The organism is Coriobacteriia bacterium, assembly GCA_013334745.1.
In the GTDB taxonomy this organism is placed as follows: domain Bacteria; phylum Actinomycetota; class Coriobacteriia; order Anaerosomatales; family JAAXUF01; genus JAAXWY01.
In genome coordinates this window covers 1-22,117 of sequence record JAAXWY010000038.1, presented here as the reverse complement: position 1 = coordinate 22,117, position 22,117 = coordinate 1, and the positions used below count along the sequence as shown (strand labels likewise).

Sequence of the window (22,117 nt, the reverse complement as noted above, 5' to 3'; positions counted from 1 at the left end):
CGGCGGGGTTGCGGGGGTCGTCCTCGGGGATACCGGCCTCGACCTTGCCCACGAGGTCGGCGCCGACGTCGGCGGCCTTGGTGAAGATGCCGCCGCCGAGACGCGCGAAGACCGAGATCAGCGAACCACCGAAGCCAAGGCCGACGAGGGCCGAGGTCGGCACGTTGAAGTACACGACGCCGATGGCCATGATCGACACCGACAGGATGCCGAGACCCACGACGAACAGACCCGTGACCGAGCCGGCCTCGAAGGCGACGGAGAGTGCCTTGGGCAGACCACTGCGGGCAGCCTCGGCGGTGCGCACGTTCGCGCGAACAGAGATCGCCATGCCGATGAAACCGGCGGCCGCGGATGCCGCGCCGCCCAGCAGGAAGCCGACGGCGGTCCAGATGCCGAAGCCGGTCACGCCGAAGAAGCCGGGAACCGCGATGGCGATAGCCAAGACGACGGCGACGATGCCGACGGTGCGGTACTGACGACCCAGGTACGCCATGGCGCCTTCCTGGATCGCACCAGCGATCTCCTGCATCTTCTCGTTGCCGGCAGGCAACTTGTTGATCCTCATCACGAGGAACGCGGCGAAGACGGCGGCGAGAACGCCCGCGCCCAAGCCAAGGAACAGCGGCAGGTTGGACATGTTTCCTCCAGAGCGGTTTGGGCAGCGGCGTGCCGGGCAGCCGCACCCCCTCCAAGTCGCGGACATTCTATCAGAGTGGAGCGGTGCGCAGGCACGATTTGTGAACTCGTGTGAAACACCGCCGATACCTGCAGGAATCGCCGAGCGAAGCCGCAACAGCGCGCTGTCGCCGCGCTACTCGGCGGATGCGGTCTGCACCGGCGCGCTCAGCACCGAGACGACCCGCAGGGCCTGCACCGTGGCACCGACGTCATGCACGCGAACGACAGCCGCACCACGCTCCACGCACGCCATGGCTGCCGCGACGGAACCGCCGAGTCGTTTGGCCGCATCGTCCACCCCGGTGATCTCGCCGATGAAGCGTTTGCGCGACACGCCGAGCACAAGCGGGTAGCCCAGCTCGACCAGCCGGGGCAGGCCGTCAAGCAGCGCGAGGTTGTGCTCGAGCGTCTTGCCGAAACCGATGCCGGGGTCCAGCGTGATGCGCTCCCGTGCGACTCCCGCCGCCTCCAGCGTGGCCGCCTGCGCGAGCAGGTAGCCGCCAACCTCACCGACGACGTCGGCGTAGTGGGGCTCGCGTTGCATCGTCCCGGGCTCACCCAGCATGTGCATGATGACGACGCCCGCATCGCAGCCCGCAGCGACCTCGACCATCGCGCGCTCGCGGAAGCCTGAGACGTCGTTGATGATGCTCGCGCCGGCCTCGACGCAGGCGGCCGCGACTTCGGCGTGGCGTGTGTCGATAGAGACGGGGACGTCGGCATCGGCGAAACGCATGACGATGGGGCGTACGCGCGAGAGTTCCTCGGCAGGGCACAGCGGATCGGAACCCGGTCGGGTCGACTCGCCACCGATGTCGAGAATCGCCGCGCCCTCCCCGATGAGACGCTCACCCCACGCGACGGCCGCAATGGGGTCGTCGTGCAGGCCGCCGTCGGAGAAGCTATCGGGGGTGACGTTGAGAATGCCCATGACCAGCGGGGCGTCGAGCGCCAGATCGAAGCGACCGCAGTGCCACACGGCCGGCTCGCTCATCGGCGGGAGCGGTCGGTGATGAGCGACATCGCTTCGGCGCGCGTGGCGGCCTTCTGCTTGAAGATGCCGCGCACCGCGCTCGTCACCGTCTCGGAGCCGGGCTTCTTGACGCCGCGCATCGACATGCACAGGTGCTCGGCCTCGATGACCACGATCACACCGGCTGGGTCGAGGTGCTCGACGATGGTGTCGGCTACCTGCGAGGTGAGCCGCTCCTGCACCTGCGGCCGCTTCGCGAACACATCGACGACGCGCGCGAGTTTCGACAGGCCGCAGATACGGCCGTCCGCACCTGGGATGTAGGCGACGTGCGCCCTGCCCATGAACGGCACGAGGTGATGCTCGCATACCGAGTAGAGCGGGATGTCACGCACGAGGACCATCTCCTGATGGCCCTCGTTGAACGTCACGTTGAAGTGCTCGCCTGCGTCTTGCTCAAGACCGGCGAAGATCTCCTCGTACATGTCGGCCACACGGCGCGGCGTGTCGAGCAGGCCCTCGCGACTCGCGTCCTCCCCGATACCCTCGAGGATGAGGCGCACACCTTGTTCGATGCGCTCGCGATCCACGTCAGGTATTGAGCGCGGGCGGCACGCCCGGCGCGATCGGGGTCTCAGCATCCGCGTCCGACTCGGCGTCCTCGGGCGCGATGGTCACGCCGCCGTCCGGCTCATCGGCACCCGGATCCGCGTCGTCATCGCTCTTGACGGGCTCGTTGGCGAGGAACTCGTCCCACTTGTCGTTGAGCAGGGCTTCAAGCTCGCCCTTGTCAATCGTCTCGCGCTCGACAAGCACCGACGCCATGAGGTCCAGCGTTGCACGATGCTCGGTCAGGATGGTGCGCGCCTTCTCGTACGCCTCGTCGATGAGCCGCGCGACCTCCTTGTCGATCTCGTAGGCGACCTCGGGCGAGTAGTCAGCGTTCGCCGAGAAGTCCCTGCCGAGGAACACCTCGTGATTGGCTTCGCCGAACGTCTGCGGTCCGAGCTTCTCGCTCATACCGAAGCGAGTCACCATTTGCTTGGCGAGCTTGGTCGCCCGATCGATGTCGTTTGAGGCGCCGGTGGTCACGTCTCCAATGGCGATCTCCTCGGCGACGCGCCCGCCGAGCAGGCTGGCGAGGTCGCACAGCATCTCGGTCTTGGAGCCGAGGAACTTCTCTTCCTCCGGCAGGTGCCAGGTCGAGCCGAGCGAGCGCCCGCGCGGGATGATCGTGACCTTGTGGATCTGGTCACCGTGGGGAAGAACGTGACCCACGACCGCATGACCTGCCTCGTGGAACGCGATTACCTTCTTCTCCTCGTCGGAGATCAGGCGGCTTTTCCGCTCGGGACCCGCCACGACGCGGTCGATTCCCTCTTCGAGCTCGATCATGTCGATCTTCTTCTTGCCATGACGGGCGGCGAGCAGCGCCGCCTCGTTGACGAGGTTGGCGAGGTCGGCACCGGTGAAGCCCGGCGTGCGACGAGCGAGCACCTCGAGGTCGATCTCATCGGTGAGGGGCTTGCCCTTGGCGTGAATCTGCAGAATACCGAGGCGACCCTTCAGGTCGGGGCGATCGACGACAACCTGGCGGTCGAAGCGGCCCGGACGCAGCAATGCAGGGTCGAGGATGTCGGGGCGGTTGGTCGCCGCGATGAGGATGACGTTGTCCTTGATGTCGAAGCCGTCCATCTCGACGAGCAGCTGGTTGAGCGTCTGCTCGCGCTCGTCGTGACCGCCGCCGAGGCCGGCACCACGCTGGCGGCCGACCGCGTCGATCTCGTCGACGAAGATGATGCAGGGGCTTGCGGCCTTGGCCTGTTCGAAGAGGTCGCGGACGCGCGAAGCGCCCACGCCGACGAACATCTCGACGAAGTCCGAACCTGAGATCGAGAAGAACGGCACGGCAGCCTCACCGGCAACCGCGCGGGCGAGCAGCGTCTTGCCGGTACCCGGAGGGCCGACGAGCAAGACGCCCTTGGGAATCTTGGCGCCCAACGCCTGGAACTTGCCCGGGTTGGCGAGGAACTCCTTGATCTCCTGGAGTTCTTCGATGGCCTCATCGGCGCCAGCCACGTCCTTGAAGGTGATGCGCGGCTGGTCACGCGTCATCCTCTTAGCCTTGGCTTTGCCGAAGTTCATGATCTTGGAGTTGCCGCCCTGCATCTGATTGAGGAAGAAGAACATCACCACGACCAGAAGCAGGATAGGCAGCACAGACGAGATGATGGTGATGAGCGGGCTTGGACCCGACGCATCCACGTCGTAGGTGGTGCCGAACTTGGTCTTGGCCTCTGCCATGAGCTCGGCCAGGCTGTCGCTGCCCACGTATGTCGAGGTGAACGGCTTAGGGTCGGACTTGGCGCTCTTCGCCTCAGCCGAGTCCCAGTAGGCTCCGGCGAGCTTGTTGTCACGAACCACGTACGTGACGTTGGCGATGCGTCCGTCTTTGGCCGCCGCCACAAAGTCGCTCGTGGGTAGCGGAGTGGGGCCTGCGGTATTGCCCTTGATCGAGGCCATGACGACCCAGACCAGGACGGCCAGCAGAACCAGGTACAACAGTACGGTGCGGAAGTTCTTGTTCACGGTCCCGGATCTCCTCGGGGATGCGCGCATCCAGCGCGTCTAGTCTGCGTATATCTCCGGCTTCAAAACGCCGATATAGGGCAAATTGCGGTAACGCTCAGCGTAGTCGAGACCGTAGCCGACGACGAACTCGTCCTCGACGTCGAATCCGACGTACTTACAGTCGATAGGTACCCGCTGCTTACCCTGTTTGCTCAAGAGGGCGACGATCTCGAGTGAAGCGGGCTTGCGAGATGCAAGGTTCTTGAGCAGGTACTTGAGCGTCAGACCTGTGTCGAGGATGTCCTCGCACACAAGCACGTGACGCCCCTCGATGTTCTCATCGAGGTCCTTGAGAATCCGCACAACGCCACTGCTCTTGGTCGCTGAGCCATAGCTCGACACCGCCATGAAGTCGAGCTCGACCGGTGATGACACCGCTCTGGCGAGGTCGGCAACGAAGATCGCCGCGCCACGGAGCACCGCGACGAGCAGGACCGGCTCATCGCCATAGTCGGCGCTGATCTGCGCACCCAGCTCGTGAACGCGCCGCTGGATGTCGTCCTCGCTCAACACAACGTGCGAGATGCCTGAATGCAGATCCATGTGGTCGTGTGCCCTTCCCCGCGTCGAAAGACCGGTCCCTCACTCGTGCCCGGAGCCCTCCCGGTACCACGTCAGCCGTACCGCCCGAGCCGTGCTGGCCCCGATTCGGTACTCCTCACTCATTCGTACCCCCGCCAGCCACACGATCCGCTCACCGTCGCGCACGACCGGAGTCGCGCCGCGGTTCCGACGCGGTACCTTCGCGTCAACGAGCAGGTCAGAGAGCTTGCGAGTGCCGTCCATGCCGAGGGGCCGCATCCGGTCTCCGGGGCGCGGCCCGTCTACGACGAGCCGATCCAGGCTACCAGCGTCGACCGTGATCGAGTCCGGCGTTCCCACGAGGTTCGAGGGATCCACCTCCTCGGCCACGATCAGCCCCGCCGGACCGAGGTCGGCGGTACCGGGTATGGGGAGCAAGGAAGGTGCCACCGCCCGCGAGGCCTCCCCCGCGCGCGAGACGATTAGTCTACCGTACTCGGTCTCCGCTCGCAGTCCGCTCGGCAGGTCGCGCGCAAAGGCGTCCTCGGAGAGACCGTCGACGATCGCCTCGACGTGCGCCGCCTCGAGCCGCGACGCATCGGGAAAGCAGCCGAGCAGCGCCGAGCGGATCGCCCGGCGCCCCATCGCGCGATCCAGCGTGCACATCCACTCGCGGTCGAAGGCGACGCTGACGCCCGGGTCCGTCTCGGCGAAGTCGTGCCCAAACGCGACGGCCATCGTGGTGAGCAGCGCATCGTCGTCGGCGAGCAGATCCATCGAGCGAGCCAGCGTCTCTCGGAAGATGGGGTTGGCACGCTCAAACACGGGCACCAGCTCGTGGCGGACGAACGCGCGTTGCCGCGTGGTATCGGTGTTGGTCGCGTCCTCACGCCACGCGCCACAGCGCGACCGCAGCCAGTCGCGGATTGTCGCACGGTCGCAGTCGAGCAGCGGACGGACGATGCGGTCGCGACGGTACGCGATGGAAGCAAGCCCGCCGGAACCCGCGCCGTTGATCACGCGCGCGAGAAACGTCTCCACGCGGTCGTCACGGTTGTGGGCCACCGCGATGCGTCCTCGCAGCGGCGAGACGCCCGCGCTCTCGCACAACGCGTCGAGCTCCTCGTCGGCGAATCGGTAGCGCACGCGCCTACCGGCATCCTCGAGGTTGAGCGCGTCCTCCTCGGCGTACGAAGCAACGTCGAAGCGCACGACACGGCACGCGATGCCGAGCGCGGCGCACTGCTCGGCGACGAAGTCGGCGTCGGCATCGGCATCGGCCCCGCGCAGCATGTGGTTGACGTGCAGCACCGAGAGCGGCGAGCCCGGCGCAAGGTCACCTGCAGCAAGCAGGTGGAGCAGCGCCATCGAGTCCGCGCCGCCGGAGACCAGCGCGAGCACCGGCGCACCTGCGGGTAGCAGGTCGTTACGAGAGGCGGTCGCATGAGCGATGTCGGGAAGTGAGGTCATGCCAGCAGAGTACCGCTTCGGGGTGACACGCGGCTCTAGTAGAGGTGCCGAGGCGCGGCGTGCGTGCGTCGGTCGGTGAACACGAGCTCGTCGCCCTCGTACGCGTCGATTCCCGAGCGCGTATGGACGTGTGTCGCATCGCAGGTCTGTCGCGCGGTCGTGACGATTCGTACACGCCACTCCCCACGCTCGATCGTGATCTCCCGCTCGCAGTCGACGGCGGCGGACAGCGGGTCGTCCGGCTCGATCGTCCAGCGGTCGAGGGCCGTCTCCCGATACTCGGTCGACGTGGCCGATATCGACTCGGCGACCGTAGTGCGGTCCTCGGTCACGAGCACGCCGTCTCCCTCGTCGCGCCGCACAGCCCGCGCGCGGTCGGCGACGCTGGCGATGGTGCCGCGCAGCGGCCCGGACTCGACCGCAGGCCCGAATAGCGGCGGCGTCGCGTCGTGCGGTTGCGCCGAGCGTATCGGCAACACGAGCGTACTCGCGCCACCGGTGTGCACCGTGAGCGCGACCGCCTCCGGTGACGGCCACGCTTGCGGCCAGTACGTGGGACTCACCGAAAGCCGTAACGTGTGCCCGGCCGCGATGCGCTGGCTCGTGAGGTTGAGCGCGACAGTAATCTGGTAGGTCCCACCCGGCACGAGCGCGGCCGGGTGTTCGTGGCCTTCTCGGTGGGCGAGGTTGAGCAGCCCGGCACTCACAAGCGTCGACGCGCCGCTCGGCGCGATGTCGCACAGCCGCACCGACACCAACGCGAGTGGCCGGTCCACCGAAAGCGACAACCGCGCCTCCGGCCTTCCGAGAAGTACAAGCGGTTCGGCGAGCGGATCCGAGTCGAACACGAGCGAGAGGGCGTCGTCGGGCCGCTGATCGTCGGGCATCTCGGCAGGCAAGCCGTTTGGACACCACGCGCCGGACTGCGCACCGCACGTCTGGTCGCCCCTTACGGTGAGGTCGCCGGTCATCGGGCCCTCCGAGCGCGATACCATCCGCGCGTCGGCGCCGAGCGCGAACTCATGCGGCGACACGCTGCTCGGGGGCCAGGCCTGCTCGGAGATCCAGACGCCGGGGCGCTCGGTGTGGTCGCGGCTGGGCAAGAGCGAGTCTTGCGCGTAGACCCGCAGCATCGGCTCGTTCTCCATGCCGTTCTCGATGCCCTTGAGCCACCGGTCGAACCAGCGGACGCACTCCTGCAGGAAGCCGATCTCGGGACCGGGCACACCGTGGGAGGGAAACACGTGCCCCCACGGGCCGATGATCGCGGCTTTCGGACAACTCAAGTGCTCGAGCAGGCGTGGAACGGCGTTGCGGTACGGGTCGGCCAGCCCTCCGAACGCGAGCACGGCCGCCTCGATCGCCGAGTAATCCTCGTCCACCGAGCCGTGCTTCCAGAACTCGTCGCGAGTCGGGTGCGCCATCCAATGCTCGATGTAGGGCGGCGTCTGACGCAGCCGCTCGAGCCACTCGGCGCGCCAACCGTCTCCGACGATCCGCGGGTCGGGTGGCCGCGAGTTCAGCGCGTGCATCCATGAGGCCCACTTGAGCATGTCCGAGGCGAGCAGGCAGCCGCCTTCATAGTGGCAGTCGTCCGTGTAGCGATCGTCCGTCGAGTAGCCGGTGATCACGGCCTTGAGCTGCGGTGGCCGACGCGCCGCGATCTGCAGCCCATTGAATCCGCCCCACGAGTAGCCGATCATCCCGCACGCACCTGTGCACCAGGGCTGCTCGGCGAGCCACGCGAGCACTTCGAGCGCGTCGTCGTGCTCCTGCTTCAGGTACTCGTCCAGACAGATGCCTTCCGAGTCGCCCGTGCCCCTGATGTCCACACGCACACCGGCGTAGCCGTTCGCGGCGAAGTACGGATGGCGCGACGCGTCTGCTGAAGCCGTCGCATCGTCTTTGCGGTACGGGATGTACTCGAGAATCGCGGGGACCGGCTGCGTTTCTGCATCCTTCGGAAGCCAGATGCGCGCCGAGAGCCGCGCGCCGTCTGACAGCGGGATCCAGACGTGCTCGATCTCGCGGACGCTCGCCGCCTGCTCGGGCGACCAGTGCTCAGGCATCAGCGGGTCTCCGCCAGACGTGCGGGGTCAGAGAACCCGGGGCGACGGGAGTGCCTATCGAGATGTCGGATGGGCGTAACCATGAGCACAGCCTATCGGAAAGCACCGACACCGTGGGCCTCGCCACCGAATCAGGCGGTGCGAGTGGCCCCGTGCTCCTCGGCGATTTCGATGACCCAGCGGGCCGTCCGGCCCACGAGCATGGTGCAGTGCGCCCAGCGCTCCGGGTGGTTCATATCCCCGATTCGCGCCACGACTTCGTCGCAGCTCACTGCCTCTTGGTCCTCGACCCAACGCCGACGCAACTCGCCAGCGGCATCGTAGCTCGGCTCCCACGCGTCTTCGGTTGAGGTGCGCCCCGCTGTCAGGCCAGAAGCCATGACCCCACCGGCGAGCGCACCGCAGATGCACCGAGAGCCTCCGAGCCCCTCACAGAAGCCCGACGCCATGCGAAACACCTCGGGCGGCATGGGATGACCAAGAGCCTCGTTCACGGCCTTGACCACAGACTCGCCACACCAGTATCCGGCCTCGTAGTAGCTGGATGCAGCGAGTTCCGCTTGATCGGCCACGGACACCAGCCCAAGCGATGTGAGTGATCTTGAAGCGCCTGCCGAGATGGCTGACATGGGGCCTCTTCTCGGGATGATTAGAGTCTGCGCATAGAATGTATCACCCTTTGCTATAATCGCGCCACAGGCTCGGTCATCATTCTTGATGGGTATATCAGGGGAGAACTCGAGATTGTCCGACTCCGGACAGCGAGATTCTCGCTAACGAAAGGGGCACCCATGTCACGCAGGTACACACGCATCGCCGTCGCTGCACTGCTCGGCGGCATGCTGCTTCTCGCCGGTTGCGCACCGGCAGCCGAGAAGCCGGCATCGCCAGCGGCGCCGGTCGCGAAGCAAGGACCGGAGGTCAAGGTCGCGTCTCTCCTGGACTCCGAGGGCGTCGTCTTGGGCTCGATGGTCATCAAGATGCTCGACGCCAACGGGATCACCACGGTAGACAAGACGAAGTTCGGCACCCCCGACGTCGTCCGCAAGGCGTTGCTCGCCGGTGACGTCGACGCATCGATCGACTACACGGGTTCGGGCCAGTACTACGTCGGCCCCGAGGGCGACCCGATGTGGAATGACCCGGTCAAGGGCTACGAGCAGATCAAGGCCGAAGACGCCAAGAACGGCGTGGCCTGGCTCACGCCCGCTCCCGCAAACAATGGCGAATACCTCGCGGTGAAGAAGGAGTTCGCCGATGCGAACAGCCTCGTCACTATGGAGGACTTCGCGAAGTTCGTGAACGGTGGCGGCACGGTGAAGCTGGTCGGCGACCAGTCCTGGATGGATAACCCGTCGGGCCTGAAGGCCTACGAGAAGGCCTACGGGTTCACGCTGAAGGACGACCAGAAGATCGGCCTGTCCAACGGCGTGACCGCTCAGTTCATCGAGGCGGTCGTCAAGGGCACCGATGGTGCGAACGTCGCAGAGGTCTACGCCACGGATGGTGGACTTGCCGAGCAGGGGCTCGTCGTCCTGACTGACAGCAAGAACGTCCCGCCGGTCTACGCGCCCGCGCCCCTGTTCCGGTCGGCCATCATGTCGGCGTATCCTGAGATTGAATCGATCCTCGCACCGGTCTTCGCATCCCTCACGACCGAGAAGCTGCAAGCGCTCAACCGCGAGGTCACGTTTGGCGGTAAGTCGGGATCGGATGTCGCCGAGGAGTACCTCAAGGCGAACGGGTTCCTCAAGTAGAAAGCCGGGCAGTGACGCAGGTCACCGGCACAGTACGTGAACATGCGAAGGTCGTTGCGGTCACCGGGGCACTCCTCGGGGCCGCGGCGGCCTTCGCCTCGCACGGCATCTCGTTCAACCAGAACCGCATCATCGAGGGTGAACCGACGTCGCTCGTCAACGGTCTCGGTGTCTGGGGATGGATTCTCGTTGGAGCGTGGGTCGTTGCGGGTCTCGTATCGCTCAGTCCCCTGCCGGATCGGATTCGCGGGATCGTGGTGACCGTGTTGGGCGGCGCGGCTCCCGTGCTGATGCTCTGGGGTGCAGGCATTGCGGCCTCTGCCCACGTGGCTGCTGCCTCGGACGTCGCGCGCACATCACTGCTGTGGGCGGCGTGGCTTTCCCTGTTCGCCTCCTACGTCGTCATCTTCGCGGCGACGGCGTGGTTGGAGGCAGGCTCGCTGAGGGCCGTTCTCACGTATCTCCCGGTCGCCGGGGTTATCGGGCTCGCACTGACCGGGCAGCTCTCCGAGCTTGCCGTGGCGCGTGAGTACGCGAACAACGCTGAGTCCTTCGCCGTGGAGCTCAGGCTGCACCTGGCGTACGTCGGGGGCGCGGTATCCATCGGGCTCATCTCCGGACTGATCCTCGGGCTGATCGCGGTTCGGCGGCGCTCGCTGGAGCCGGCGATCTTCGGCACGCTCAATGTGCTCCAGGTGTTCCCGACACTCGCGTTCATCGGCCTGATGAACCCCATCCTCACCGGCGCGTCAGAGCGCATCCCGTTGCTCGAGGCCCTGGGCGTTCGAGGTGTGGGGTGGGCGCCGGTCATAATCGTGCTGTCCGCATACGCCGTGTATCCGATCGCCCGCAACACCTACACCTCGCTCTCGAGCCTCGATTCAGATGTGCTCGACGCGGCACGCGGGGTCGGTATGAGCCGCACTCGTATGCTCGCCGAGATCGAGTTCCCGCTCGCACTCCCGGTCATCATCGCCGGGCTGCGTGTCGCGCTGGTTCAGACGACCGCGGGCGCCATAGTGGCCGGACTGATCGGCGGTGGAGGCCTCGGCACCTTCGTTTTCTTGGGTGCCGGTGAGACCGCGACCGACCTGATCCTTCTCGGCGTGATCCCGATAATGGTGCTTGCGCTGTTCTTCGACCGCTCCGTACTCGCCCTCCAGCGAGCTCTGCAACCTTGGGACACAACACGATGATTGAGATCAGCGGCCTGACGAAGCGCTACGGCGACTTCACCGCAGTTGACCACGTCGACCTCGATGTGGCCGATGGTGAGTTCGCAGTGCTGCTCGGCCCGTCGGGCTCGGGGAAGACCACGATTCTGCGCATGGTCAACCGCATGGTCGAGCCAACGAGCGGAACCGTGCGAGTCGATGGACGCGACACCGCGGATCTGAAGCCCGAACTGTTGCGCCGTTCGATGGGCTACGTCATCCAGAACACCGGCCTGTTTCCCAACATGACGATCCACAAGAACGTCGCGACCGTGCCACATCTGCTCGGATGGGACCGCAAGCGCATCGCCGCGCGCGTGGACGAGCTGCTCGACCTCGTCGGGCTCGACCCGGACACGTACGGTCCCAAGCGGCCGTCGCAACTGTCCGGCGGCGAAGCGCAGCGTGTCGGCGTCGCTCGCGCGCTTGCGGCCGACCCTCCGGTCCTGCTGATGGACGAGCCGTTCGGGGCGGTCGACCCGCTCACGCGCGAACGGCTACAGCATGAGATGCAGCGGCTTCAGAAGCGGGTCCGCAAGACCATCCTGTTCGTCACGCACGACATCGAAGAGGCGGTCTTGCTTGCCGATCGGATCGCGCTGCTCCGTGGTGGCGTGCTTCAGCAGTTCTCGGCACCCGAGATGATGTGGCGCGAGCCCGCCAACGAGTTCGTGCGTAGCTTCTTTGGCGAGAACCTCGGCCTGCGGATCATGGCGCGGCATTGCATCAGTTCGGTGAAGCTCGATCTGCTACCGGCGGGGACTGCGGTCGACTCCCTCCCGCGCGTGGATTCGCGTTCGACACTGAAGGAGGCGCTCGCCGAGCTGGTCGGCTCAAGGGCAGAACGCGTGGTGGTGCTCGAGGGTGAGCGCCCACTGGGCACCTTCGGGTTCGACGACCTCGTGCGTGCGCTCGGTGCGGGCAGCGAGAGCTCAGGCGACTGCGGCTCGGCGACCGACGCAGCGAGCGCCGACCGATGAACGCGAAACGTACCCAACTCGTCGCACACTGGGCGACCATCGCGGTCCTCGCGGGCGTGACGCTGTGGATGACGTTCGATGTCGCCGGGTTCTCTGCGCTGCTCACGCTGCTCGTGCCGGATGTCGAGACCGTCGTCTACCCCACCAAGCCGCTCTCGACGCTCATGGCCGAGCAGGTCACGCTCGTCGCCATGGCAAGCGTGATCGCGCTGGTCGTAGGCTCGCTTCTGGGTGCGGTCGCCTTGTCGCGTATCGGCCGGCCGTTTCGCGACATCATCGTGAGTGTGGGCAGCCTCTCCCAGATGGTGCCGAGTGTCGCCATCATGGCGCTGGCGGTCCCGGTGCTCGGCTACGGCGCCGAGCCTGTCGTGCTGGCCCTCGTGCTCTACAGCATCCTGCCGATCATGCTCAACGTCATCGCCGGCATCGAAGGAGTTCCGCCCGACGCCTACGACGCGTCCGTTGGAATGGGCATGTCACCGTGGCAGCGGTTCTTCTCGGTACAGCTGCCACTGGCGATGCCGGTCATCTCGGGCGGCATCAAGAACATGCTCGTCATCAACGTCAGCGCGGCCACGATGGGCGCCGTCGTTGCCGCAGGCGGGCTTGGAATGCCGATTCTTGCCGGCTTCCACGACTACAACAACGCCTACATCCTGCAAGGTGCTCTGCCGGCGATCATGTTGGCCCTGCTGCTCGACCGGCTACTGACGTCGCCGGGCGAGCTCACGGTCGAAGCGATCACGTAGACGCGGCGGCGCAGTACCGTCGCCCGCCTCCCGGTGGCGCGCCAGGGACGGCGAGAATACACTAGCAAGGTTGAGCCAACTCGTTCCCACGGAGGCACCGTGACCGCATTCAACCTCACCGACCCCGCCCTTGCCCCAATCGCCGAGAAGGTACTCGCCGGCACGCGCCTGTCTCGCGAGGACGGCATCGCGCTGTACGCGAGCAACGACCTGCTCGGCGTGGGACAGATGGCCGACTTCGTTCGCGAGCGCATCAACGGCGAGCGCGTCTACTTCATGGTCAATCGCCACATCAACCCCACCAACATCTGCCGCAACCGCTGCAAGTTCTGCGCGTTCGCGCGCAACGCCGACGAAGAGGGCGCCTACGAGATGACGCTCGACGAGGTCGCCAAGGCCTCGGCCGAGGGTGCGGCCGACGGTGCCTATGAGATACACATCGTCAGCGGGCTGCACCCTGACTGGAGCTACGAGTTCTACATCGACATGGTCGCGCGTTGCCGCGCTGCCGTGCCCGACCACGTCATCGTGCAGGCGTTCACCGCCGTCGAGATCGAGTACATGGCGATCATCAGCGGCAAGAGCACCAAGGAGGTGCTGCAGGACCTGCAGGCCGCAGGCTTGGATGCGCTTCCCGGTGGCGGCGCCGAGATATTCGGCGACCGCACCCGTCTGGCCGCTTGGGACAAGAAGACCAAGTCCGACGTGTGGCTTCGCATCCACGGCGAGGCGCACGAGCTGGGCATCGCGACCAACTGCACGATGCTCTACGGCCACATCGAGACGCAGGAAGAGCGGGTCGACCACCTCATCCGCCTGCGCGAGCAGCAGGATAAGACCGGCGGCTTCCTCGCCTTCATCCCGCTCGCCTTCCACCCCGCCAACACCGAGCTCGCCGATCTTCCGGCGACCACCGGCTTCGACGATCTCAAGACGCTCGCGGTCGCACGGCTCATGCTCGACAACATCCCGCACATCAAGGCGTTCTGGATCATGCTCGGCCTGAAGGTCGCTCAGCTCTCGACCGCGTTCGGAGTCGACGATCTCGACGGTACCGTCGTCGAGGAGCGCATCACCCACATGGCGGGCGCCACCACTCCCGAGGCCCTCTCGAAGGACGATCTCGTCAACATGATCGCCGAGACCGGACATGTGGCCGTGGAGCGCGACACGCTCTACCGCATCGTGAAGATGTACGCAGACGAAGCGAGCCGACCGGCATGGAACGCCGGCCCAATCGGCGCCGCGCCGCTCATCGGCGTGTTCCCGAAGGAGTAGCGGACACACGATGCCGCGCCCGCGACTCGGACACATCCAGTTCATCAACTGCCTGCCGCTGTACTACGGCATGGTGAAGAACGACGTCCTGCTCGACGTCGACCTCGTGCGCGCCAATCCGGCCGAGCTCGCAACCGACCTCGTCGACGGCACGCTCGACCTCGCGCCCATCCCCGCCATCGAGTACGCGCGCCATGCCGAGCAGTTCGTCCTGCTGCCTGACATCGCGATCTCATCGGACGGCGAGGTGCAGTCGATCCTGCTCGTCTCCAAGGTGCCCGCCGAGAACCTCGACGGTCGCACGGTCGCGCTCGCAGCCAACTCGCGCACCTCGGTCGTGCTCGGGCGCATCCTGCTGCAGCGGCGATGGGGCGTGAATCCCGAGTACGTCGAGATGCCGCCCGACCTGCCCGCGATGCTGCGCGACGCCGACGCCGCGCTGCTCATCGGCGATGAAGCGATCCGCGCCTACTGGGAGCAGCCGGCGCACCTCCACACCTACGACCTCGGCACCGAGTGGAAGACCTGGACCGGCCTGCCGTTCGTCTTCGCCGTCTGGGCGGTCCGTCGCGAGTACGCCGCCGAGCACCCTGAAGCGGTTCGCTCGGTGGCCGACGCCCTGACCGACTCGCTCGCCTACTGCCGCGATCACCTCGACGAGATCAGCGAGTACGCCGCGCGCTGGGAGCACTTCTCGGCGGATAAGTTCCGCAGCTACTTCGACGCGCTCCAGTTCCGATTCGAGCTACGATTCCGGGAGGGCCTGGTGCGCTATCTCACTGAGGCCGCTGCGATCGGCCAGCTCGACGCCGTGCCCGACATGGTCGTGTTCGGGGAGGACTCGTGATCACTCCCGCCAATCCCCGACAGGTCACGGGCTTCCTCGCCCGCGAAGCCGCCGCCGGCCGATACCGGCTCACCGCTGCAGACGCCGTGATGATGCTCGACCATGGCGACCTGCTCGAGCTCGGTCAGGCCGCTGCTGCGACGCGCGAGCGCATCGTGCCCGAGCACGCGGTGACCTTCATCGTCGACCGCAACGTCAACTACACCAACGTCTGCGTGAGCGGCTGTCGCTTCTGCGCGTTTTACACCGACGCCAACGCCACCGACGCCTACGTCCTGACCCGCGAGCACCTCGCCGAGAAGGTCGCCGAGACCATCGCGCTCGACGGCACCGCAATCCTGCTGCAGGGCGGCATGCATCCCGACCTCACCATCGAGTGGTACGAGGGCATGCTGCGCGACATCAAGGCCGACCACCCGGCGATCCACGTGCACGGCTTCGGCCCGCCCGAGATCGTGCACATCTCACGCATCTCAGGCATCAGCACCACGGAGACGCTGCGCCGGCTGCGCGAGGCCGGCCTTGACTCGCTGCCCGGCGGCGGAGCCGAGATCCTCGTCGACCGCGTCCGCAGCCACGTCTCTCCCAAGAAGGCCACGAGCGACGAGTGGCTCGACGTGATGCGCGCCGCGCACGCCCTCGACATCTCGACGACGGCGACGATGATGTTCGGCTCGGTCGAGACGCTCGCCGAGCGCGTCGAGCACATGGAGCGCATCCGACAGGTGCAAGACGAGGCCGTCGCCGCCGGCCACGTGGGTTTTCGCGCCTTCATCCCCTGGAGCTTCCAGCCGGGTAACACCGAGCTCGCGGAGGATGAGGGCGCGGCGAGCGGTCTTCCGATGACCGCGGCCAGCGGCTACGAGTACCTCAAGACGCTCGCGGTCTCGCGGCTCTACCTCGACAACGTGCGCAACGTCCAGGCGAGCTGGGTGACGCAGGGTGGCAAGGTCGGGCAGATAGCGCTCGCCTTCGGCGCCAACGACATGGGCTCGACGATGATCGAGGAGAACGTCGTGGCGGCGGCCGGAACGAAGTTCATGCTCGCACGCGAGGAGCTCGTCCGCCTCATCCGTGACGCCGGCTACGAGCCCGTGCAACGCGACACCCTCTACCGAGAAGTGAAGCGCTTCTAAGAAGCCATGCGCCTACGGAGCCAGATCGCTCGAGGCCGCAGTCACCGCACCCGGATCCACCGTCAACGTGGTCGCTGCGGTGATCGTCGCCTTGTGGTCGTAGTACTGCGAGAGGGACGAGGGCGTGGTTCCCGTGAACCTGAGGTGGTACGTGCCCGGCGTAAGGCCGGTGATCGCGTAGCCGCCCAGCAGGTCGGTGAACACGCCCTTGCGATACGAGTTCGTCGCCGCATCGAACGCGGTGACCACGATGCGCGCCTGCGGCAGCCCCCCGGCGGTGATGCTGCCCGCGATGGTTCCGGCGGTGGGCGCCGGCGGGGCCAGGTCGCTTGAGGCCGGGGTGACCGCGCCGCCGGTCACGGTGAGAGTCGTCGCGGCAGTGATCGCTGACGTGTGGTCGTAGTACTGCGAGAGCGTCGAGGGCGTGGTTCCGGTGAACCTGAGGTGGTAGGTGCCCGCGCTCAGACCCGACACTGCGTATCGGCCAAACGCATCGGTGAACACGCCCTTGCGATACGAGTTCGTCTCGGCGTCAAACGCGCTGACGACGATGCGGACCTGCGGCAACCCGCTTGCGGTGATGGTGCCTGCGATGGACCCGAACGGGGGGTCGACGTCGAATCCGTAGACCGCGCCACCGGCTGGACTGGCCGAGCGCGCCGCCTGATCCTGCCCCGAGCTCACGGCGCTGGCGGATGCGTCATCGAACACGACGACGCTCACCTCGTGTGCTCCCACCGAGAGCGGCGATGCGGGCAGGTACTGCCAGCTCACATCGGGCGTGCCGGCTCCGCCTGTGATGGTCGCTCGCTGAAGCGCCGAGGCCCCATCAACGCGCACGAACACCGCTGCGATGGGCGTTCGATACGGCGAGCGCGCACTTCGGGCTGTGCCCGAGATCGTAGGTGTGACGCTCGTCGTCGCATCGCCGGGCAACGGCGTGACGGTGACGGCTACAGACTCCGCACCCACGTCGCCGCCCGCGCGCGCGACCGTCGGGCCGAGCAGCCCCGCGATCGGCGCCGGTTCGTCTATCACGGTGACGTTGTTGCTGCCCCAGTTGGCGCAGTAGGTCTTGTGCGGGGTGGAGCCCTCATCGACGGCGAGCGCGTACGGGCGGTAGCCCACCGCACAGGTGGTCACGGCAAGATCGCGGTCGATGATCGTGACCTGATCGGCGCCGTAGTTGGTGACGAACACCTTGCGGTCACCTTGGTCCGCAGCGACAGCCCACGGCTGAGTCGCGACGCCAATCGTTGCTTCGACGGCGTTGGTGGCCGAGTCGATGACGACGACGTCGTTGCTGGCGTAGTCGGCCACGAAGATTCGACCGGTGGTCTCATCGATATCGACGCCCAGTGGGTTGTCGCCGACGGCCACATTGGCCTCGACGGCATCGGTGTCGTTGATGACGGTGACCGTGTCGCTCGCGGGGCTGGTCACGTAGACGTCACCCGTGGACTGATTGACCGCCATCGCCTTGGGCCCGGCGCCGGTCGCTGCGGTCGCGACGACGGCGTCGGTCTCCATGTTCACGATGCTCACGTTGTTGCTGTACCGGTTGGCCACGTAGAGCCGCTTGCGCGTGGCGCTCGTGAAGATCGCCAACGCGCGCGGAGAGCTGCCAACCGGTATCTCGGCTATCGACGCCCCCGTCTCAGCGTTGAGCACGCTCACCGAGTCGCGGTGGTAGTTCGCCACGTAGAGTTTGGGCGGCGTGCTCGTGGCCCACAGGGCGAGCGCACGGGGATTTCCCAAACCATTGGACGCCGGCACCGTGACGGTTGCGGTCTTGGTGAGCGTCGATTCATCGATGAACGACACCGTGTGCGACTGCCAGTTCGCGACGTAGGCGCGCGGCGGCGAAGAGATCGCGTTGACCACAACCGCGTTGGGCACGGGGATCGACTGGCCCGGTGGCATCGGAATCGTCGCCACGTTGGAGTCGGTGACGCCGTCGATGACCGAGACCGTGTCGTCGTAGAAGTTCGCGACGTACACACGGTGAGTGATGGGGTTGACTGCGATCGCAGCGGGCGAGAGGCCTACGCCCACCGTCGCGATGGGGACATCGGCCGAGAGGGCCGTGCCGGTCAGCGAGAGCGCGCAAACCAAAGCGCCTGCGACCACACTGGCAGCAGCGCGTCGCCGAAGCCCTTTGCGAGTACTACGCGCGCCCATCGTTCACCCCATATCCAACTCGAACGTACTCCCCTGCTTGGTACCGGGTCAACGGCTGTCCGCCAAGCGGCATGGCGTGCCACCGGCGCCCTGATACGCTAGATTGAGCACAATCCGAGACGTCGAAAGGCCTGACGATGAAGCTGACGAAGAGAATCGCCACGCTCGTGATGGTTGGCGCTGTCATAGTAGCCGCGGTCGCGCTTACCGGATGCGCCGGAGGTGGTACGGGTTCATCGGCCGGTGGTGCGAAGCAGGATCCGGCCCTCCTCGTCGGCCCCAACTGGACCGCGACCAAGGTACTGGACGCGGCGGGTACGCTCGCCCCTGTGGTGCCGGACGCGCCTCCGACCGCCATCTTCGATGCAGGCGCGGTGTCGGGTAAGGGCAGCATCAACACCTACAACGCGACGTATGCCACCTCGGGCGACAACGCGATCACGTTCACGCTCGGAGCGACCACCCAGATGGCCGGACCCGACGAGCTCATGAAGCAGGAGACCGCCTACTTCGCCGCTCTCAGCGCAGCGAAGACCTACACGGTGAGTGCCGAAGCGCTGACGCTGCTCGATGAGTCCGGCAAGGAACTCGTTGTCTTCGAAGCATCCGAGCCGGCCAAGCTCACCGGGATGACCTGGTACGCCACCAACTACAACAACGGCAAGCAGGCCGTTGTGGGTCTCGTCGAAAGCTCGACGATCACCATCGCCTTCGACGACTCCAACGCCGTCTCGGGCAACGCGAGCGTCAACGAGTACAGCTCGACCTACAAGGTGGATGGCGAGAACATGACCATCGACGCGCAGATCGGCACCACAAAGATGATGGGCGAGCCGGAGCTCATGGCCCAAGAGGCTGCATACCTCGCCGCGTTGCCCACGACCACCCGCTACGAGATCACTGGCGACGAGCTGATTCTGTGGAACGGGGACGCGCGCGTGGCCGGATTCCGCGCTACTCCGTAGCCTCGGTAGACCCTCGTAAGAACAGATACCCGCCGATCCCCACGAGGATCGAGGTCAGAAGCACCGCCATCTTCGCCTCATCGAGCAGCAGCTTCTCCGAGAAGGCGAGATTGGCTACGAACAGCGACATCGTGAAGCCGATGCCGCCGAGAATGCCGCCGCCGATAACGTGACGCCAGGTAAGCCCGCTCGGTAGTTCGGTGAGACGCGATTTCACTGCGACCCACGCGAACAGCGAGATGCCGAGCGGCTTGCCGAGCGCCAGACCAAGGAACACGCCGAGCGTGACCGGCTGGATGAGAAGTGCGCCGACGTCGAGCCCGACAAGTCGCAGGTTCGCATTCGCCAGCGCGAACAACGGCAACACCACGTACGTCGTGAGCGGGTGCAACGAGTGCTCCATCCGCTGCAGAGGAGAGGCGACCCACGCCGTGCGCTGTCCGATCTCGAACGCGCATTCCTGCTGCTCGTTGTCGTCGAGAACGTGTGCGCCGGGTGTATCGGCTGACTCGATCGCGGCAAGTCGGTGGCGGCTGTAGTCCACGAACGCGAGCGGGCTCATCTTGGCCCGGGCCGGAATCGTCAGCGCGACCAGTACGCCCGCGATCGTGGCGTGCACGCCTGAGTTCAGGAAGCAGAACCACACGGCGAAGCCGATGAGTGCATAGGGCAGCGTCGCGTCGACTCGCAGCCGGTTGAGGGCGAGCAACACGCCGAGCAGCACGAAGCCCACAGCCAGCCACCACAGCGACAAGCCACGCGAGTAGAAGATGGCGATCACCAGAATCGCACCGATGTCGTCGGCGATCGCAAGCGCGGTGAGGAACAGTTTGAGGCTCGCGGGCACGCGGCTACCCAACACCGCGAGGACGCCCAGCGCGAAGGCGATGTCGGTCGCCATCGGGATTCCCCAGCCCTGCCCACCCGGCCCGCCGGCGTTGATCGCAAGGTAGATGGCCGCCGGAACCAGCATCCCGCCCAACGCAGCGAGGACGGGGAGGATCGCCTGTCTCGGCTTTGACAGCTCACCGACTACCATCTCGCGCTTGACCTCGAGCCCGATGACGAAGAAGAACACCGCCATGAGACCGTCGTCGATCCAGTGCTTCATCGACTGGATGAACGACCAACTGCCGAACTCAACTCCGAACTCAACGTGCAGAAACGCTTCGAACGCCTCGTGGGCCGGAGAGTTCGCGATGACGAGCGCGAGCACCGTCGCCCCTAGCAGGAACACGCTGCCGGAGATCTCGAGCTTCAGGAAGTCAGCGAATCCTCCGAGCAGGCCCGAGCGACGGCTCATCTCGGTGCTATCGTCAGCCACTTAGCCCTCCCCGACTCGTGACGGCGGTCGTCGGCACATTCTCCCACAATCGCCGAATGGCGCAGTTCACGAGGCTCGGTCGGGCTATGCTTCTCGTGTGCGTTTGTCACCGGACCGCATAGCGCGGCGCCGAATGGGAATGCACACTACAAGAACGCCGTGATTCGCCCGGCGTTCTTGACGATTGACGGTGCCGTGCACGATGGAAGGTGGAACCCATGGGACTGTTCGACGGCGTGAAGGGCGAGGTGCAGCAGCAGTTCATCGCGCGCCCCGACTCAAGCAAGGACCTGGTGCTGTACAAGTGGCCCGAGACCAACATACGCATGCTCTCGGTCGTCACGGTCCAGCCCGATGAATGGGCGTACTTCATTAAGACCGGTAACGTCGTCGGATACCTCCAGGGCGGGCAGCACAAGCTCGACGGTGCGCAGATTCCGTTCCTCGGCGGTCTGATCGACAGCGTCACAGGCGGAAACGTCCTGATGGCCGAGCTCTACTTCGTCTCAAGCCGTGAGTTCGCGAACAACAAGTTCGGCGGCTCGATGGGAGAGGTCGAAGACCCGGGCACCGGCGAAGTCATCCGGTGCGGCGTCTTCGGCGAGTTCGTGTTCAAGGTCGTCGATCCCGCCAAGCTCATCCTCAACCTCGTGGGCACCCAGACCATCGCAAGCAACGACATGATCATCGACGCGATCAAGGATCAGCTCACCAAGATCCTGCGCGCGACGGTCAACGGCAAGATGAAGACCGAGCAGTGGTCGCTCCTCGACGTGACCTCTGGCATGTACACGCTCGACTTCGAGCAGACCATCGTGGCGGCCGCCGCGCAGTACCTCGAGCCGTTCGGCCTCGCGATCACCCGCATCGAGGACTTCCTCGTCAACATGGATGAGAACGACCGCGTGCGCCTGCTCGAGATCAAGGACCGCATGGCCAAGATGCGTCTTGCCGGCGATCCGCGCTACATGGCTGCGGCCCAGACCGAAGCGATGTTCGGCGCGGCCGAGGGCATGAAGACGGGTGGCGACGGCACCAGCATGGCCGGCCTGTTCGTCGGTGCCGGCATCGGCCAGAGTGTGGCCGGTGGCATCCAGTCGGGGCAGGTCCAGCAGGCAGCGACCGATGCCGCGACTGCCGAGAAGGCCGCGGCCGATGCTGCGGCGGCTGCCGCGGCTCCTGCGGCCGCGCCGGTGGCGGCAGTTGGAGAAGTACCGGTGTAAGATCTGGAAGCGGTGGCCGAGGTTGCCCACTGCTCGCCGCCGGGTTCACCGCCCTCGGAGGCGGTCAGGGTGATCTCGGTGTTCTCGCGGTATTTCCCAGTTTCGGAAAGACAGTTG

General features: G+C 66.0%; 19 protein-coding genes. 9 read left to right on the top strand and 10 right to left on the bottom strand.

Going from position 1 to position 22,117, the window contains the following annotated elements; genetic code table 11:
• From hppA to HGB10_09390, 8 genes are all read right to left on the bottom strand, one after another.
• A partial coding sequence (gene hppA / locus HGB10_09425; protein ID NTU72021.1) for a sodium-translocating pyrophosphatase occupies window positions 1-640 on the bottom strand: 640 nt, incomplete at its 3' end.
• A gap of 174 nt (window positions 641-814) precedes the next feature.
• On the bottom strand, window positions 815-1,675 hold the full coding sequence (folP, locus tag HGB10_09420; protein ID NTU72020.1) for a dihydropteroate synthase: 861 nt from the start codon (window positions 1,673-1,675) through the stop codon (window positions 815-817).
• Window positions 1,672-2,244, bottom strand: coding sequence for a GTP cyclohydrolase I FolE (gene folE, locus HGB10_09415; GenBank protein NTU72019.1), 573 nt, complete (start codon window positions 2,242-2,244; stop codon window positions 1,672-1,674). The genes folP and folE overlap by 4 nt, the downstream gene beginning before the upstream one ends.
• A 1-nt stretch (window position 2,245) precedes the next feature.
• Window positions 2,246-4,273 (bottom strand): ATP-dependent zinc metalloprotease FtsH, encoded by a 2,028-nt coding sequence (locus HGB10_09410; protein NTU72018.1) that lies wholly within the window; start codon window positions 4,271-4,273, stop codon window positions 2,246-2,248.
• A 9-nt stretch (window positions 4,274-4,282) separates the two neighbouring features.
• Entirely contained in the window at window positions 4,283-4,828 is a 546-nt protein-coding gene (gene hpt, locus HGB10_09405; GenBank protein ID NTU72017.1) for a hypoxanthine phosphoribosyltransferase, read from the bottom strand.
• Between the two features lie 39 nt (window positions 4,829-4,867).
• Window positions 4,868-6,277, bottom strand: coding sequence for a tRNA lysidine(34) synthetase TilS (tilS, locus tag HGB10_09400; protein ID NTU72016.1), 1,410 nt, complete (start codon window positions 6,275-6,277; stop codon window positions 4,868-4,870).
• A gap of 35 nt (window positions 6,278-6,312) precedes the next feature.
• Window positions 6,313-8,346 (bottom strand): CocE/NonD family hydrolase, encoded by a 2,034-nt coding sequence (locus HGB10_09395; protein NTU72015.1) that lies wholly within the window; start codon window positions 8,344-8,346, stop codon window positions 6,313-6,315.
• Window positions 8,347-8,477: 131 nt separating this feature from the next.
• A complete protein-coding gene (locus HGB10_09390; protein NTU72014.1) occupies window positions 8,478-8,975 on the bottom strand; it encodes a C_GCAxxG_C_C family protein in 498 nt (165 codons plus the stop codon).
• A 162-nt stretch (window positions 8,976-9,137) separates the two neighbouring features.
• Here HGB10_09390 and HGB10_09385 point away from each other — a divergent pair, with 162 nt between their 5' ends.
• The 7 genes from HGB10_09385 (at window position 9,138) to mqnC (ending at window position 16,307) form a co-directional block, all read left to right on the top strand.
• The gene (locus HGB10_09385; GenBank protein ID NTU72013.1) at window positions 9,138-10,103 is read left to right on the top strand and encodes an ABC transporter substrate-binding protein; all 966 of its coding nucleotides are present in this window, start codon (window positions 9,138-9,140) and stop codon (window positions 10,101-10,103) included.
• Between the two features lie 11 nt (window positions 10,104-10,114).
• Window positions 10,115-11,299 (top strand): ABC transporter permease, encoded by a 1,185-nt coding sequence (locus HGB10_09380; protein NTU72012.1) that lies wholly within the window; start codon window positions 10,115-10,117, stop codon window positions 11,297-11,299.
• A complete protein-coding gene (locus HGB10_09375) occupies window positions 11,296-12,297 on the top strand; it encodes an ABC transporter ATP-binding protein (GenBank protein NTU72011.1) in 1,002 nt (333 codons plus the stop codon). Before HGB10_09380 ends, HGB10_09375 begins: the two co-directional genes overlap by 4 nt.
• Window positions 12,294-13,046 carry an ABC transporter permease gene (locus HGB10_09370; protein ID NTU72010.1) on the top strand — a complete coding sequence of 251 codons (753 nt, stop codon included), beginning with the start codon at window positions 12,294-12,296 and terminating at the stop codon, window positions 13,044-13,046. The genes HGB10_09375 and HGB10_09370 overlap by 4 nt, the downstream gene beginning before the upstream one ends.
• Before the next feature lie 99 nt (window positions 13,047-13,145).
• Window positions 13,146-14,324, top strand: coding sequence for an aminofutalosine synthase MqnE (mqnE, locus tag HGB10_09365; protein NTU72009.1), 1,179 nt, complete (start codon window positions 13,146-13,148; stop codon window positions 14,322-14,324).
• 10 nt (window positions 14,325-14,334) lie between these two features.
• The gene (locus HGB10_09360; GenBank protein ID NTU72008.1) at window positions 14,335-15,171 is read left to right on the top strand and encodes a menaquinone biosynthesis protein; all 837 of its coding nucleotides are present in this window, start codon (window positions 14,335-14,337) and stop codon (window positions 15,169-15,171) included.
• 89 nt (window positions 15,172-15,260) lie between these two features.
• Window positions 15,261-16,307: a dehypoxanthine futalosine cyclase gene (mqnC, locus tag HGB10_09355; GenBank protein ID NTU72007.1), complete on the top strand. Its 1,047-nt coding sequence runs from the start codon at window positions 15,261-15,263 to the stop codon at window positions 16,305-16,307.
• A gap of 12 nt (window positions 16,308-16,319) precedes the next feature.
• Here the strand turns inward: mqnC and HGB10_09350 are convergent, their stop codons facing one another.
• Window positions 16,320-18,488, bottom strand: coding sequence for a beta-propeller fold lactonase family protein (locus HGB10_09350; protein NTU72006.1), 2,169 nt, complete (start codon window positions 18,486-18,488; stop codon window positions 16,320-16,322).
• A 137-nt stretch (window positions 18,489-18,625) separates the two neighbouring features.
• Here HGB10_09350 and HGB10_09345 point away from each other — a divergent pair, with 137 nt between their 5' ends.
• Entirely contained in the window at window positions 18,626-19,453 is an 828-nt protein-coding gene (locus tag HGB10_09345) for an META domain-containing protein (protein NTU72005.1), read from the top strand.
• Here HGB10_09345 and nhaA read toward each other — a convergent pair.
• Window positions 19,443-20,756: a Na+/H+ antiporter NhaA gene (nhaA, locus tag HGB10_09340; GenBank protein NTU72004.1), complete on the bottom strand. Its 1,314-nt coding sequence runs from the start codon at window positions 20,754-20,756 to the stop codon at window positions 19,443-19,445. The genes HGB10_09345 and nhaA overlap by 11 nt on opposite strands.
• A 239-nt stretch (window positions 20,757-20,995) precedes the next feature.
• Here nhaA and HGB10_09335 point away from each other — a divergent pair, with 239 nt between their 5' ends.
• Window positions 20,996-22,000 (top strand): SPFH domain-containing protein, encoded by a 1,005-nt coding sequence (locus HGB10_09335; protein NTU72003.1) that lies wholly within the window; start codon window positions 20,996-20,998, stop codon window positions 21,998-22,000.
• The last annotated feature ends 117 nt before the right edge of the window (window positions 22,001-22,117 follow it).